13 protein-coding genes and 1 riboswitch are annotated in these 15,503 nt (G+C 56.1%); of the genes, 7 read left to right on the top strand and 6 right to left on the bottom strand.

What is annotated here, in order from left to right; translation table 11 throughout:
- Positions 1–134: 134 nt before the first annotated feature.
- Positions 135–1,034 (top strand): lipid kinase YegS, encoded by a 900-nt coding sequence (gene yegS / locus A4308_RS19480; protein ID WP_014884523.1) that lies wholly within the window; start codon positions 135–137, stop codon positions 1,032–1,034.
- Positions 1,035–1,087: 53 nt separating this feature from the next.
- Here the strand turns inward: yegS and fbaB are convergent, their stop codons facing one another.
- On the bottom strand, positions 1,088–2,140 hold the full coding sequence (fbaB, locus tag A4308_RS19485) for a class I fructose-bisphosphate aldolase (protein ID WP_014170857.1): 1,053 nt from the start codon (positions 2,138–2,140) through the stop codon (positions 1,088–1,090).
- A gap of 250 nt (positions 2,141–2,390) precedes the next feature.
- On the opposite strand from fbaB, the gene A4308_RS19490 reads away from it, so the two are divergent.
- From A4308_RS19490 to A4308_RS19500, 3 genes are read left to right on the top strand one after another with little or no spacing between them, the layout of a single operon-like run.
- Entirely contained in the window at positions 2,391–3,668 is a 1,278-nt protein-coding gene (locus A4308_RS19490; protein ID WP_014884524.1) for a nucleoside permease, read from the top strand.
- Positions 3,665–4,669 carry an ADP-ribosylglycohydrolase family protein gene (locus A4308_RS19495; protein ID WP_045280995.1) on the top strand — a complete coding sequence of 335 codons (1,005 nt, stop codon included), beginning with the start codon at positions 3,665–3,667 and terminating at the stop codon, positions 4,667–4,669. The genes A4308_RS19490 and A4308_RS19495 overlap by 4 nt, the downstream gene beginning before the upstream one ends.
- A complete protein-coding gene (locus A4308_RS19500; RefSeq protein ID WP_045280994.1) occupies positions 4,666–5,619 on the top strand; it encodes a PfkB family carbohydrate kinase in 954 nt (317 codons plus the stop codon). Before A4308_RS19495 ends, A4308_RS19500 begins: the two co-directional genes overlap by 4 nt.
- On the opposite strand, the gene A4308_RS19505 is transcribed toward A4308_RS19500, so the two are convergent.
- The 5 genes from A4308_RS19505 to A4308_RS19525 all read right to left on the bottom strand — a co-directional run bounded on the left by A4308_RS19505 (position 5,593) and on the right by A4308_RS19525 (position 11,052).
- Entirely contained in the window at positions 5,593–6,339 is a 747-nt protein-coding gene (locus tag A4308_RS19505; protein WP_023330895.1) for a GntR family transcriptional regulator, read from the bottom strand. The genes A4308_RS19500 and A4308_RS19505 overlap by 27 nt on opposite strands.
- 42 nt (positions 6,340–6,381) lie before the next feature.
- On the bottom strand, positions 6,382–7,182 hold the full coding sequence (gene thiD, locus A4308_RS19510; RefSeq protein ID WP_045268768.1) for a bifunctional hydroxymethylpyrimidine kinase/phosphomethylpyrimidine kinase: 801 nt from the start codon (positions 7,180–7,182) through the stop codon (positions 6,382–6,384).
- The gene (gene thiM, locus A4308_RS19515) at positions 7,179–7,949 is read right to left on the bottom strand and encodes a hydroxyethylthiazole kinase (RefSeq protein ID WP_045280993.1); all 771 of its coding nucleotides are present in this window, start codon (positions 7,947–7,949) and stop codon (positions 7,179–7,181) included. Before thiM ends, thiD begins: the two co-directional genes overlap by 4 nt.
- A gap of 35 nt (positions 7,950–7,984) precedes the next feature.
- Positions 7,985–8,081, bottom strand: a riboswitch (TPP riboswitch).
- A 279-nt stretch (positions 8,082–8,360) separates the two neighbouring features.
- Positions 8,361–9,794 carry a glycoside hydrolase family 32 protein gene (locus tag A4308_RS19520; protein WP_045280992.1) on the bottom strand — a complete coding sequence of 478 codons (1,434 nt, stop codon included), beginning with the start codon at positions 9,792–9,794 and terminating at the stop codon, positions 8,361–8,363.
- 16 nt (positions 9,795–9,810) lie between these two features.
- The gene (locus A4308_RS19525) at positions 9,811–11,052 is read right to left on the bottom strand and encodes an MFS transporter (protein ID WP_014884531.1); all 1,242 of its coding nucleotides are present in this window, start codon (positions 11,050–11,052) and stop codon (positions 9,811–9,813) included.
- 238 nt (positions 11,053–11,290) lie between these two features.
- Between A4308_RS19525 and A4308_RS19530 the strand changes: the two genes are divergently transcribed.
- The 3 genes from A4308_RS19530 (at position 11,291) to A4308_RS19540 (ending at position 15,503) form a co-directional block, all read left to right on the top strand.
- Positions 11,291–12,298, top strand: coding sequence for a LacI family DNA-binding transcriptional regulator (locus tag A4308_RS19530; RefSeq protein WP_014884532.1), 1,008 nt, complete (start codon positions 11,291–11,293; stop codon positions 12,296–12,298).
- Positions 12,299–12,641: 343 nt separating this feature from the next.
- Positions 12,642–14,018 (top strand): diaminobutyrate--2-oxoglutarate transaminase, encoded by a 1,377-nt coding sequence (locus tag A4308_RS19535; RefSeq protein ID WP_014884533.1) that lies wholly within the window; start codon positions 12,642–12,644, stop codon positions 14,016–14,018.
- A gap of 18 nt (positions 14,019–14,036) precedes the next feature.
- Positions 14,037–15,503 carry a pyridoxal phosphate-dependent decarboxylase family protein gene (locus A4308_RS19540; protein ID WP_023330905.1) on the top strand — a complete coding sequence of 489 codons (1,467 nt, stop codon included), beginning with the start codon at positions 14,037–14,039 and terminating at the stop codon, positions 15,501–15,503.

Here is a 15,503-nt window from a genome sequence, read left to right on the forward strand (position 1 = left end):
GTACCAGGAACCACCTCCTTAGCCTGCGTAATCTCCCTTACGCGGGCTTATTTTTTGCCTTTCATCCTGTTCTTACCCGCTTTTTTCCGCTCTGCTATACACTCTTACTAACGCTAAAAAAGGGAGCAGCGCGGATGGCAACCTATCCAGACAGTTTATTGATTCTCAATGGCAAAAGTGCAGGCAACGATCTGTTGCGTCAGGCAATTCAGGAGTTGCGTGACGATGGCGCACGTATCCACGTGCGGGTAACCTGGGAAAAGGGCGACGCGGCACGCTATATCCATGAAGGCTTAACGTTAGGCGTCAGCACTATTATTTCCGGCGGCGGCGACGGCACCATCAATGAGATCGCCTCTGCGCTTATCGACCTTCCCCCGGCTGACCGCCCGGTGATGGGCATCTTACCGCTCGGCACCGCCAATGATTTCGCCACCAGCGCCGGGATCCCGGAAGATTTAGAGAAAGCACTCCAGCTGGCCATCCTTGGCAAAGCCACCGCGGTAGATATTGCCCAGGTGAATGACAAAACCTGCTTTATTAATATGGCGACGGGCGGATTTGGCACGCGCATCACCAGCGAAACGCCGGAAAAGCTGAAGGCGGCGCTGGGCGGCGTGTCTTATCTGATCCACGGTCTGATGCGCATGGATACCCTTAAGCCAGACCGCTGCGAAATTCATGGCGAGGATTTTCACTGGCAGGGAGATGCGCTGGTGATTGGGATTGGCAATGGCCGTCAGGCAGGCGGCGGACAGCAGCTCTGCCCGGAGGCGCTGATCAATGACGGTCAGCTCCAGCTACGTATTTTCACAGGTGACGGCCTGCTGCCCGCGCTGTTTACAACGCTGACGCAGCCCGAAGAGAGCCCGAATATTATTGCCGGGAAATCGGCATGGTTTGAGGTAAATGCCCCGCACGGGATGACCTTTAACCTTGACGGGGAACCGCTGAGCGGGACGCAGTTCCGTATTGAGGTGTTGCCCGGCGCGCTGCAGTGCAGATTGCCGCCGGACTGTGTGCTTTTGCGCTGATTGTATTGCCGGGTGGCGGCTACGCCTTACCCGGCCTACGTTTCGTCCTCAGGTCAGGCAATCGTTACTTTGCTGTCCAGATAGACGTCCTGAACCGCATTGATCAGCTTCACGCCGTCGGCCATTGATTTCTTAAACGCCTTACGGCCCAGGATCAGCCCCATGCCGCCCGCGCGTTTGTTGATAACAGCTGTACGCACCGCATCTGACAGGTCAGTGTCGCCCCCTGCAGCCCCGCCGGAGTTGATCAGCCCCGCGCGGCCCATATAGCAGTTCGCCAGCTGGTAGCGCACCAGGTCGATCGGGTTTTCGCTGGTCAGCTTGCTGTAGACGCGATCGTCGGTATAGCCGAAGTTGACCGCTTTATAGCCACCGTTATTCTCGGCCATTTTCTGCTTCACAATATCCGCGCCGATGGTCGCGGCCAGATGGTTCGCCTGCCCGGTCAGGTCAGCGGAGACGTGGTAATCTACCCCGTCTTTTTTGAACGCTGAGTTACGCAGGTACGCCCACAGCACGGTGACCATACCCAGCTCGTGCGCACGCTCAAACGCCGCAGAGATCTCTTCAATCTGACGGCGGGACTGTTCAGAGCCAAAGTAAATCGTCGCGCCAACGGCCACCGCCCCCATATTGAACGCCTGCTCGACGCTGGCGTAGAGGGTCTGGTCATATTCGGTTGGGTAGCTGAGGGTTTCGTTGTGGTTCAACTTCACGAGGAACGGAATGCGGTGGGCATAGCGACGCGAGACGGAGGCCAGCACGCCGTAGGTGGACGCCACACAGTTACAGCCCGCTTCTATCGCCAGTTCAACGATGTTCTTCGGATCGAAATAGAGCGGATTCGCGGCAAAGGAGGCACCCGCCGAGTGTTCAACGCCCTGGTCTACCGGCAGAATAGAGAGATAGCCGGTGCCACCCAGTCGTCCGGTGTTATAGAGCGTTTGCATATTTCGCAGAACCGCTGGCGGACGGTTGTTATCCACCATCACCCGGTCAACATAGTCATGACCAGGCAGGTAAAGCTGGTCGGCTGGAATGGTCATACAACGATGCTGTAAAAGGCTGTCGGCGTCTTTGCCAAGCAACTGCGCAATATCAGTCATGTGATACTCCCGTAAATCCGACATCGTGTCGGTGTGTGTTTATCCCGTCCCATTTTTTATGGGCAGACTAAGCCTGGTACCGACTTAACCGATTTTCCACCCTTTGCATTTTTTTTCAGCACAATCTGCTGGCTCGATTCGTGTACAACAAAACTGTTACATTGATCAAACAATCGCCACAAAGGTATTTAAAAGGTATTATTGACTGGTATGTTAAAGGCGTACCCTCACTGACATGCAGGATTAAAAAATGAAAACGAAAGTCCAACTGTCATTCATGATGTTCGTTGAATGGTTTATCTGGGGCGCCTGGTTTGTGCCATTGTGGCTGTGGCTGAGTAAAAGCGGGTTTACCGCCGGGGAAATCGGCTGGTCTTATGCCTGTACCGCCATTGCCGCTATTCTCTCGCCTATTCTGGTCGGCTCGCTGACGGACCGCTTCTTCGCCGCCCAGAAAGTGCTGGCGGTACTGATGTTTGCCGGTGCCATTCTGATGTACTTCGCCGCGCAGCAAACCCAGTTCAGCACCTTCTTCCCGCTGCTGCTGGCTTACTCCCTGACCTATATGCCCACCATCGCACTGACCAACAGTATCGCCTTCGCCAACGTGGGCGATGTCGAGGCCGATTTCCCGCGCATCCGCGTGATGGGAACGATCGGCTGGATCGCCTCCGGGCTGGCGTGCGGGTTCCTGCCGCAAATGCTGGGCTATAGCGACATCTCGGATACCAATATTCCGCTGCTGATGACGGCAGCCAGCTCCGCCCTGCTCGGTGTCTTTGCCCTGTTCCTGCCAGACACGCCGCCGAAGAGTACCGGCAAGCTGGATTTCAAAGTGATGCTGGGTCTGGATGCCCTTATCCTGCTGCGTGATAAAAACTTTCTGGTGTTCTTCTTCTGCTCATTTTTATTCGCGATGCCGCTGGCCTTCTATTACATCTTCGCCAACGGCTATCTCACCGAAGTGGGAATGAAAAACGCCACCGGCTGGATGACGCTCGGTCAGTTCTCCGAAATCTTCTTTATGCTGGCCCTGCCGTTCTTCACCAAACGCTTTGGTATTAAGAAGGTCTTACTGCTGGGTCTGATTACGGCCGCCATTCGCTATGGATTCTTCGTTTACGGCGGCGCGGAACAGTACTTCACCTATGCCCTGCTGTTCCTCGGTATTCTGCTGCATGGCGTGAGCTACGACTTCTACTACGTCACCGCGTATATCTACGTGGATAAAAAAGCGCCGGCGCATATGCGCACCGCCGCGCAAGGCCTGATTACGCTGTGCTGTCAGGGTTTTGGTAGCCTGCTGGGTTACCGCCTGGGCGGCGTGATGATGGAAAAAATGTTCGCCTACAAAGAGCCGGTGAATGGGCTGACCTTCAACTGGGCCGGAATGTGGACATTTGGTGGGATCATGATTGCCGTGATCGCCGTGCTGTTTATGCTGTTTTTCCGCGAATCGGACAAAGAGATCACTGCAATTGAGGTGGTTGATGGCGATGCCGCGCTGACACAAGGGGAAGTTAAATGAAGCAAAACCGTATTCTCGGTGCCCTTTACGGGCAGGCATTAGGCGATGCGATGGGCATGCCGTCAGAGCTGTGGCCGAGAAAGCGCGTTAAGGCGCACTTCGGCTGGATCGACCGCTTTTTACCCGGCCCGGCAGAGAATAATGCAGCCTGTTATTTCAGGCAGGCCGAGTTCACCGATGATACCTCGATGGCGCTGTGTCTGGCGGATGCGATTATCGAATGCGACGGACAGATTGATGCGGATGTTATCGGCAAACATATCCTGAACTGGGCGCTCGATTTCGACGCGTTTAATAAGAACGTACTCGGCCCGACATCGAAAATCGCGCTAAACGCGATCCGTGACGGGAAACCGGTCAGTGAACTGGAAAACAACGGCGTGACCAACGGGGCGGCGATGCGAGCCTCCCCTCTGGGCTGCCTGCTCCCGGCCACGCGTCTGGAACATTTTGTGGAGCAGGTGGCACTGGCCTCCAGCCCGACCCATAAATCGGATCTTGCCATCGCCGGTGCGGTGGTGATTGCCTGGGCGGTTTCCCGCGCCATCGACGGGGAACGCTGGCAGAACATCGTCGATGCCCTGCCGGGTATCGCCCGCTATGCGCAGGAGGCGAAAACGACCACCTTCAGTGCATCGCTGGCAGCGCGTATTGAGCTGGCGCTTAAGACAGTGCGGGAAGCTAACGGCATCGACTCCGCCAGCGAGCAGATTTATCAGCTCACGGGCGCGGGAACCAGCACCATTGAATCCGTTCCGGCGGCCATTGCGATGGTGGAACTGGCGGGAACCGACCCGAACCGCTGCGCGGTCCTGTGCGCCAACCTGGGCGGCGACACCGACACCATTGGCGCGATGGCAACGGCCATCTGCGGGGCGCTCCACGGCGTGCAGGCGATTGACCCGGCGCTTAAGGCCGAGCTCGACGCCGTCAACCAGCTCGATTTCGGCCACTATTGCGAAAAACTGCTGCACTACCGGGAGCAAAGGGAGGGCGTATGAACTCGTTTGCCCGACGTCTCGAAACCTTGTATGCCACACGCCCGGTGACGGTGCTGGGCGCGGCGGTGATTGACGTCATCGCCGACGCCTACGCCCTGCCCTGGCGCGGGTGCGATATCGAGCTTAAACAGCAGGGTGTGAATATCGGCGGCTGCGCGCTGAACATTGCCATCGCCCTGAAACGACTCGGCATTGCGGCACAAAACGCCCTTCCCGTCGGCCACGGCGTGTGGGCGGATATTATCCGCAACGCGATGGCAAAACAGGATCTGCACAGCGCCGTGGAGGCCGAAACCGGCGACAACGGCTGGTGCCTGGCGCTGGTTGAGCCTGACGGCGAGCGCACCTTTATGTCGTTTAGCGGGGTGGAGAACCAGTGGCAGTCGGGCTGGCTTGATACGCTGTCTGTACCATCACACAGCCTGGTTTATTTGTCCGGATATCAGCTGGCCTCACCGTGCGGTGAGCTGCTGACGAGCTGGCTGGAAGGGTTACAGGAGGTGACGGCCTTGATCGATTTCGGCCCGCGCATCGGGGATATTCCAGACCCCCTTATGGCGCGGATTATGGCCTGCAGGCCGATCGTGTCGCTTAATCGTCAGGAGGCAGAAATTGCGGCAGAAAGACTGGGGGTAAAGCCTGAAAACCTCGGCGCGGAATGGCAGCGGCGTTTCGGCGCCGCGCTGATTGTCCGTCATGATAAAGACGGCGCAGCCTGGTATGACGGCGATGCTTCAGGCGTTGTTCCGGCGTTTCCGGCCACGGTCGTGGATACCATTGGCGCAGGCGACAGCCATGCGGGCGGCACGCTCGCCGGGCTGGCGGCAGGATGGTCACTGGCAGATGCCATTCTGTTGGGGAATGCCGTGGCGTCCTGGGTGGTCAGCCACCGCGGCGGTGATTGCGCCCCCACTCGCGAGGAACTACTCCTCGCACACAAAGACGTATAGATCGCTACGACAGTAGCTGATGCTGTACTCAATCGGCCGGTGTTGCTGGTCAAGCGCAACCTGCTTGATCACCAGCACCGGTATTTTTTCGTCCATCTTGATGTGCGCCTGAAACTCGCTGTCCGGCATACGGGCGCTCACCCGTGAACGGGTACGCTGCGGGAAAATATTCTGACTGCGGAAGTAATCGTACAGCGAAATACCAATCGCATCCGGATCGGGAATTAACCCGACCGGCACCCAGGACTCTTCAATCGACACCGCGTCGTCGTCAACATAGCGAATGCGTTTCAGCATGAACACCTCGCTTTCAGGCTCAAGCGACAGCTGGCTGGCCACCTCTTCCGGGCATTTTACCACCCGTTTATTGACCCACAGCGTGTTGGGCGTTTTACCGCGCAGCACCACCTGCTGAGAAAAACCGCGCGCCTCTTTCAGCGAATATTCGAAGATGTTGTGGATTTGCGTTCCGTAACCCCGGGCACGCGTTACAACCCCCTCGGCTTCCAGCGCCTGCATCGCTTTGCGCACGGTGATGCGCGACACGCCGGTTAACTGGCTGAGATCGCGTTCGCCGGGCAGAATATTCCCGTGCTCCAGCACCCCGCTGCGCACCGCGTTTTTTACCGTTTCGGCAAATTTCAGGTACAGCGGTGTGTTATCGGCCGCGGCGATCCGTTCATTCAGTTGAGCGATTAATCGGGTATGCGCTTGTTCCATCTCTGTTTTCTCAGACGTGGTGTTTCCTGCCAGTATACTGGCTTACCACCATGCATGAAAATGATGAACCGGCCCAATACCGTGACCGACTTCCAGAGTATCGGCTTTTGCCAGCGCCGCCGAGAGCCAGGTCTTCGCTTCGCGTACCGTATCGGCCCAGTTGTCATGCCGTGGACGCAGCGCCGCCAGCGCGGCAGAGAGCGTACAGCCCGTGCCGTGGGTATTTTTTGTCTGTACGCGCGGGGCGGTAAAACGCACTTCCCCCTCGCGGGTAAAGAGCCAGTCAGGGCTTTCAGCATCATCCAGGTGCCCACCTTTCATCAGCACTGCGCCACATCCCATCGCCAGCAGCGCGTTTCCCTGAGCTTTCATTTCACGTTCAGTTTGCGCATGCGATGTGCCTAACAGCGCGGCGGCCTCCGGCAGATTAGGGGTAATGAGCGCCACCTGCGGCAGCAATTTCCGGCGCAACGTCTCAACCGCGGAAGCGGAAAGCAGCGGATCGCCACTTTTTGCCAGCATCACGGTGTCCAGCACCACGTTTTGCACCTGATAACGCTTCAGTCGTTCTGCCACCGCTTCAACAATGTCCGTTTCGGCCAGCATGCCGATTTTGGTGGTATCAATGCGCACGTCGCTGAACACCGAATCAAGCTGCGCGGCAACAAAATCCGGTTCGATTCGGTAAACCGACTGCACGCCGCGCGTATTTTGCGCCACCAGCGCGGTAATCACTGAACAGCCGTACGCGCCGAGGGCCGAGAAGGTTTTCAGGTCAGCCTGGATACCCGCGCCGCCGCTGGGGTCGGTACCGGCAATGGTCAGGGCGTTAATCCGTTTCATGCCTGTTCCTCCAGCGTATCGAGCGCATCAAGGAACGCGCTGGCAAAACTGCCTGGCCCGCGAGCGTGCGTAACGGCAATCGTTCCGGCAAGCTTCATCCATCCGCAGGCGGCGGCAACGTTATCCAGCCTGTCGCCCGGCAGCGAACAGCAGGCCGCGACGACGGCGGAGAGCGCACAGCCCGTACCCACCACGCGGGTCATCAGCGGGTCGCCGCCCGCAACCGTTCGGGTGCGCTGTCCGTCAGTGATGTAATCTATTTCCCCCGTCACCGCCACAATGGTATTAGTCTGACGGGCCAGCGCCTGTGCAGCTGGCACCGCGCTGACCGCGGTATCGGTGGTATCAACGCCGCGCCCACCGGCGCTCATTCCGGCAAGGGCAAGGATTTCGGAGGCATTGCCGCGAATGGCGGCCGGTTTAAGGGCAAGAATTTGGTGGCAAAAGCGGGTGCGGAACGTCAGCGCGCCCACGGCCACCGGGTCCAGCGTCCAGGGCTTTCCTGCCGCCACCGCGCTTTCAATCGCCCGACGCATCGACTGGGCGCGTGACGAGGTCAACGTGCCGACGTTTATCAGCAGGGCATCGGCAATCCCGGCAAACTGTTCAGCTTCTTCGGCCTCAATCACCATCGCAGGGGATGCGCCAAGCGCCAGCAACACGTTAGCCGTGAAGGTCTGTACGACATCGTTGGTCATGCAATGGGTAAGCGGAGAACGGGTACGGAAATGATGTAAAACGTGTAAATCGAGCAGGTCAGGCTGCATGGGTTCGCTCCTGCCTTGCGTGAAGAAGCGATGACCGGTGAGGCATCTGACTTCCCTACGCTGGCATTATCCAGATCAGGTAATACGGGTATTTCTCAGCCTTCACAAAGAAGGGCACCCCGAGTCAAAATACTTTTGAAACAATGAGTTAATTAACGCTTATTGCTGTTGTTTAGTGTAACCGCGGCGGCGTGCCAGGCGCAAGGGGTTTCGATTTATCGCGGTACTCATCACAGCAGAGACCGGGAAAGGAATCACCTGTTCATCTTCGTTTATTACTCTGTCAGAGCAGATCGGCGGTGAGTAAAGAAGCAACGTAAAACAAAGGCGTCGCCTGTCGCCTTTTTATTTGCAGACCATAACGGATTATGACGTCAGGAAATTCAGGACGTTATTCCTGACGTCATTCGTTTACCCTAATTGCCATGCTCCGGCATCGATAAGCGAAGCGGCCCCGGTCCACGCGAACAACGCAAGTTCGCGACACTCTGCATCAGGGTAAATACGGCTGCTCAGGCACGCCTCCCCTTCATTGACAAACACTTCCACTGACGAGCTGTCAACGAACAGGCGCAGGCTTAGCGTGTCGTTCAGGTTCAGCGCGACGCTTCGGGTACCGCACAGGCCATACTGCGGATAATAACGCTCCAGCACCAGGCGCTGCATCTGCGCATCAACATAGACGCGTAAGCCATCTCCAAAACGAATGCCGTATTGCTCTGCACCGCTGTTGGCGCAATCCCACTTCAGCATGACCTCCATCGCGTCGCAGTGTTCCACCAGAGTAATCTGCTGGTTTTTAAGAGTACTTACTGGCCAGGGGAACCACTCTCCCCGGAGGCCTTCGACCTCTCTGGCCGGTCGCATTTGCAGGCGGTTATCCGCACTCAGCGTCAGTTCGCGCGGTAAAGAGAGCATGCCAGCCCATCCATCTTCCTGCTCCGGCAGTGGGGATTCCCACATGTCCAGCCAGCCGATAACGATGCGGCGGCCATCAGGGGTCAGGAAACTTTGTGGCGCATAGAAATCATGTCCGCGATCCATCTCCACAAACTCACCTTCTCGCACAAAAGGCTGACCAGGCTGCCACTCGCCCAACAGATAGCCACTCTGAAATAGATTACGATTTTTGTATCCTTCAGCCACCACTCCCTGAGGTGAAAACATCAGTACGCGCTTGCCATTGAGAGTGAAAAAGTCAGGGCATTCCCACATATACCCCATCTCTTTTTCTGCCACCGCAAGCACGCCCATATCCTGCCACGCGTGCAGATCTTCAGAGCGATACACGCGCACCTGACCCGTTTCGCCGTCCCGCGCACCGACGACCATGTACCAGCTCTCCCCCTCACGCCACACTTTCGGGTCACGGAAGTGATGCAGGCCAGGCGGCGTGTCAACAACCATGCCTTCCCGGCTAAAATGAATACCATCACGGCTGGTCGCCAGGCACTGCACCTGGTAGAGATTTGCCTCATCATTAGGATCGCCGTGGAATTTATGTCCGGTGTAAATCAGCGCAAGCGTATCGCCATCCACCACTGCCGATCCGGAAAAACAGCCATCCTTGTCTTCTGCTCCTTCTGGCGCTAGTGCAACCGGGAGATGTTCCCAGTGAACTAAATCCTTGCTGCGCGCATGGCCCCAGTGCATCGGGCCCCACTGGGTCGAATACGGATGATGTTGATAAAAGGCGTGATACCAGCCATCAAACCAGACCAGGCCATTAGGGTCGTTCATCCAGCCAGCGCGTGCAGCGAGGTGGTAACGCGGATACCAGCGCAGGTTAAGCCCCTCGCGTCTGGACTGAAGTTCCTGCTCTGCTTTCGTAATGGAATACGTCATTGCTCTACTCTTTCGATCAGATAGTGGAAGGTTGCGGCATGAGCGGGTCAGAAGAGGACTTACCCGAGCGCAAAAGGAAGATGGAGATAAACGTGGTGCTGAACACTAACAGCCCCATAATCAGATAAGACTGGGCAAAACCGTATTTCTCATAGCTGTAACCTGCCAGCGGCGACAGGACTGAGGCAATTACCGAGCTTGTACAGGCGAAGCCCACCAGATAAAGGGTGGAAGAGAGCCGCTTATCAAAATGTAAACTGTTGTATTTAAAGATTGAGACCAGCAAAACAGGCAGTTCTACTGCGTGCAATAGTTTGGTTATGGAGATCAATACCGGCCCCTCAACCAGACCCGATGCCACCATACGCATCGCCATCACCATTCCCGCGAAAATCAGGCCATTCTTCGCGCCGAGGCGATTCACCAGCCAGGGGGCGCAGAACATCCCCGCCGCTTCAAGGAAAACCTGGAAGGAGTTGAGGTAGCCGTACATGGCGTTCCCTTCCTGCAACGTCGGGAACTGGGAGGAGAAATAGACCGGAAACTGCTGGTCGTAAACGCCGTAAATGCAGGTCCCGATTACGAAAAACACCAGCGCCCAGAAGCGTGGCAGCGTCAGCAGGCGCAGCGCGTCTTCCAGCGTGACCTTGCCGCCGGAGACCGCTTCCTGCATGGCGTGCGGTGCCGAAGAGACCCTGAGACGCGCCAGCAAAATAAAAAACACCAGTCCTGCGCAGCTCGCGACAGCGAAATTCAGCTTCGGATCGATGTTAAACAAGAGTCCCGCAAAAAAGGTCGCCACTGCCCAGCCAAGCGATCCCCACATCCTCGCTTTGCCGAATTCAAACTGGCTTTGGCGTGCCACGCGCTCGGTATAGGATTCCAGTACCCCTATCCCGCCGTTAAACGTCAAACCGATAAAAACCCCGCCGAAAATACTGCCGAGTAAAACGTTAATCTGCAGCAGATAACCAAACAGCAAAAACGCCGGACCCGAAAGAATGAGCAGACTGGTCAAAAACCAGAGCAGGTTTTTTCGCAGACCGAGCTTGTCCTGAATGAATCCATAGCAGATTTGAGCAAACAGAGCAGAGACTGAAAGCACGGCATAGATAATGCCGGTATCCCCTGCCTTTAAGCCCACTTCCTGGTGGAGCCAGATAGAAAGCAACGAGCCGGAAGACGACCAGGTCACAAAAAAGAAAAACAGTAATGCGCTCAATAAAGGGTAGCTGTGAGAGTGATGCGTTTTCATCATGACATTCTCATGTTGGAGTAATGACGCGATGGTAACGTTAACATAATTTTATTCTCATGCTGTTTGACTAATATTTATGATGTTAATCACGAAAGTTAACGTTAACATTGAAGGAGTGCGATCGCGATCAAATATTCATCTGTGATCGCTGCACGACACAACCCTTGAACAGGCTTCCCTTTTACATCAGTTACTTAGTTGTATATTCTCTCTTACAGATCATTGACGGAGTAAGAAAATGGCTTCCCTGAAGGACGTCGCAAAGCTGGCGAACGTGTCTCTGATGACCGTATCACGTGCGCTTAACAGCCCGGAGCGCCTAAAACCGGAAACGCTGGCGCGCGTACATCGGGCCATCGAGCAGACCAACTATGTGCCCGATCTGTCCGCCAAGAAGATACGTGGTGCACATGCCTCACCTAAAACCATCGGCGTGCTGGCCCTTGATACGGTGACGACACCTTTCTCGGTGGAGATTACGCTGTCCATTGAAGAGACCGCCAGGATGCACGGCTGGAACAGCTTCGTGATGAATATGTTTAGCGATGATAATCCGGACGCCATTGTCGACCTTCTCCTGTCTCATCGGCCTGACGGGATTATTTACACCACCATGGGGCTACGTCAGGTTCCTCTCCCGGCTAAGTTGCTCACCCTGCCCTGTGTGTTGGCCAATTGCGAAAGTGACGGTGAACGGGTAGCCAGCTATATTCCAGATGACGAACTGGGGCAGTACACCGCCGTGCGCGCATTGCTTGCGGAGGGCTATCAACAACCACTCTGCCTGCATTTGCCTGCGGGCCACCTGGCCACAACCCGACGCCGTCAGGGGCTGGAACGCGCATGCCTTGAAGCGGGAATCGACCCGGATAGCCTGGAGCACAACTATATGGCGCCCGGCGATGAGCACTATCGTGACATTCCCTCAGTGTTGCTGGCGCGCATCCAGAATGGTGTCCCACGGTTCGACGCCGTGATCTGCGGCAACGACCGCATCGCGTTAATGGTCTATCAGACGCTACTGGCGCAAGGGCTTCGCATTCCCGAGGATGTCGCGGTTATCGGCTACGACAATATGGTCGGCATTGGGGAACTCTTCCTCCCTCCGCTCTCTACGGTTCAGTTGCCGCATTATGAAATTGGTCGCCTGAGCGCCCTGCATATTATTAACGGTGAGCAACACCTGGAAACCACACGTGTTGAAAGTCCATATTTAAAGCGTGATTCCGTTGCGCATGCATCCTGACCGCAGCTTTTTGCACAGGTCGCAGAAATAAGCGTGCAAAGGAGGCGGCTTACCTCCTTTTCATCAAGCGAATCGCACAATTTGCCACACTCTTTTTTATGATTTTACAATCAGGGCGTAAAGTACGTAACAGGCTGTTTTTATTTACCATAAAGTGTAATTTCCTCTCCTTAAACGGGGATAAACCCGCCCCTGTAACCCATGTCACAAAACAGTAAACAAATTAACCATTGAGCCCCGTGGCAAAAGGCTCTATATTGGCGGCGTTTTTTTCAGGCCCCATCTGTTTTTTAACTTTTTATTCAATCGTGGCTCATAACGAAGCGGCGGTTGTAGGAGTGATATGATGACGGATAAAGTCCGTATTGACACTGTAGATGCCCACAAAAGCAACGAAACCTATCTGGCCCGTCAGGCCGAGTTTGAATCTAACGTCAGGAGTTATCCGCGCAAACTGCCTTTAGCGATCACTAAAGCAGAAGGCGTGTGGATCACCGATGCAGATAATAAAGAATACCTTGACTGTTTAGCAGGTGCAGGGACCCTTGCGCTTGGACATAACCATCCTGATGTGCTGAAAAGCATCCAAAATGTCATTACCAGCGGCTTGCCGTTACATACACTGGATCTGACGACGCCTCTGAAAGACGCGTTTTCTGAATACCTGCTCTCTCTGCTGCCGGGTCAGGGCAAAGAGTACTGCCTGCAGTTCACCGGTCCATCCGGTGCTGACGCCGTTGAAGCGGCGCTGAAGCTGGCGAAAAAAGTGACCGGCCGTAGCGGTATCATCAGCTTCTCAGGTGGTTACCACGGGATGACCCACGGCGCACTGTCCGTGACGGGTAACCTCTCTCCGAAAGAAGCAGTTGACGGTATGATGCCAGAAGTGCAGTTCATGCCTTATCCGCACGAATACCGCTGCCCACTGGGTATCGGTGGTGAAGCGGGTGTTAAAGCGCTGACCTACTACTTCGACAACCTGATTAACGACGTTGAAAGCGGCGTGCGTAAACCTGCAGCGGTGATCCTCGAAGCCGTTCAGGGTGAAGGCGGCGTGAACCCGGCTCCGGCTGAGTGGCTGCAGCGCATCCGTAAAGTGACGCAGGAACATGGCATTCTGCTGATCCTCGACGAAGTTCAGGCAGGCTTTGCCCGTACCGGTAAATTCTTCGCCTTCGAACACGCGGGCATTGAGCCAGACATTATCGTGATGTCTAAAGCCGTTGGCGGCGGTCTGCCGCTGGCCGTGCTCGGTATCAAAAAGCAGTTCGACGCATGGGCACCGGGTCACCACACCGGCACCTTCCGCGGCAACCAGCTGGCGATGGCAACCGGTCTGACGACGCTGAAAATCCTGAAAGACCAGAACATCGCAGGCAAAGTGGCTGCACAGGGCGAATGGCTGAAAGGCCAGCTGAAAGAGATGGCGAAACGTTATCCGGTCATCGGCCACGTTCGCGGTCTGGGCATGATGATCGGTATTGAGATCGTTAAGCCACACGAAGCGGCTGACCACATGGGTTGCTTCCCGGGCGACGGCGAGCTGTCTGCACTGATTCAGAAGAAATGCTTCGAAGCGGGTCTGATTCTGGAACGTGGTGGTCGCAACGGTATCGTTCTGCGTCTGCTGCCTTCTCTGCTGATCAGCGATGAAGAGCTGAAAATCTTCCTGGATAAATTCGAGCAGGCACTGCTTGCTGCGGGCGTTCGCCCGGCGTAACCGGAGTAGTTGATTACGATGTCAGATTCAAACCCAATTTTGTTCTCCTCTGCGCAGAGCATTGACGCTTATCAGCAGGCGATTGAACAAAGCACTCAGGCTGTGATGCAGTGGCTGAAACAGCCTGAGATGTACCAGGGCAAAACGGTCGCGGAACTGCGCGACCGTATTAAGCTGGATTTCAACCCGAAAGGGCTGGGCAACGAAGCGGCGATTGAACGCGCCGTGGAGTTCTTCCTGAAAGACAGCTTGTCCGTTCATCACCCACAGTGTGTGGCGCACCTGCACTGCCCAAGTCTGGTCGTAAGCCAGGCGGCAGAAGTGCTGATTAACGCCACTAACCAGAGTATGGACTCCTGGGATCAAAGCCCGTCCGCAACCATCATTGAGATCAAACTGATCGAATGGCTGCGTACCCGCGTGGGTTATCAGGCTGGCGACGCAGGTGTTTTCACCAGCGGCGGTACTCAGAGCAACCTGATGGGTCTGATGCTGGCCCGTGATGCGTTCTTCGCGCGTCAGGGTCACTCCGTTCAGCAGGACGGTCTGGTGGGCGATCTGCGTAAGATCCGCGTACTGTGCTCCGAAAACGCGCACTTCTCCGTGCAGAAAAACATGGCGCTGATGGGTCTGGGCTACCAGTCCGTGGTGCAGGTGAAAACGGATGAATTCTCCCGTATGGATCTGTCCGATCTGGCGGCGAAAATTGCGCAGTGCAACGCGAACGGCGAGCAGATTCTGGCGATCGTCGCGACAGCCGGTACCACCGATGCCGGTGCTATCGACCCGCTGCGTGCGATTGCTGAACTGGCGGCGAAGCAGAACATCTGGGTACACGTTGATGCGGCCTGGGGCGGCGCGCTGCTGATGTCTGAGCAGTATCGTCATTACCTGGACGGTATTGAGCTGGTGGATTCCGTCACGCTGGACTTCCACAAGCAGTTCTTCCAGACCATCAGCTGCGGCGCGTTCCTGCTGAAAGAAGCACGTCACTATGAGCTGATGCGCTATCAGGCGGCCTACCTGAACTCTGAGTTCGACGAAGAGGCGGGCGTGCCAAATCTGGTGTCCAAATCTCTGCAGACGACCCGTCGTTTCGACGCGCTGAAGCTGTGGATGAGCCTGGAAGCACTGGGTCAGGAGCAATACGCCGCGATCATCGATCACGGCGTGACGCTGGCGCAGCAGGTTGCCGCCTACGTGAAAGAGCAGCCTGCTCTGGAACTGGTTATGCAGCCACAGCTGGCAAGCGTGCTGTTCCGCTTCCGTGGCCAGGTGCAGATGGACGATGCGGGTATCGCCCTGCTGAACCAGAAAATTGGTGATGCACTGCTGGAGTCTGGTCGTGCGAACGTCGGTGTGACCGAGCATAACGGCGTTACCTGCCTGAAGCTGACGCTGCTGAACCCAACCGTGACGCTGGAGGATATTAAAACCCTGCTGTCTTTGGTTGAGCACACCGCGCAGGAAGTTCTGGCTAAGTAA

Origin of the sequence: Enterobacter sp. ODB01 (assembly GCF_001623605.1) — a bacterium.
Classification (GTDB): Bacteria; Pseudomonadota; Gammaproteobacteria; order Enterobacterales; family Enterobacteriaceae; genus Enterobacter; species Enterobacter kobei.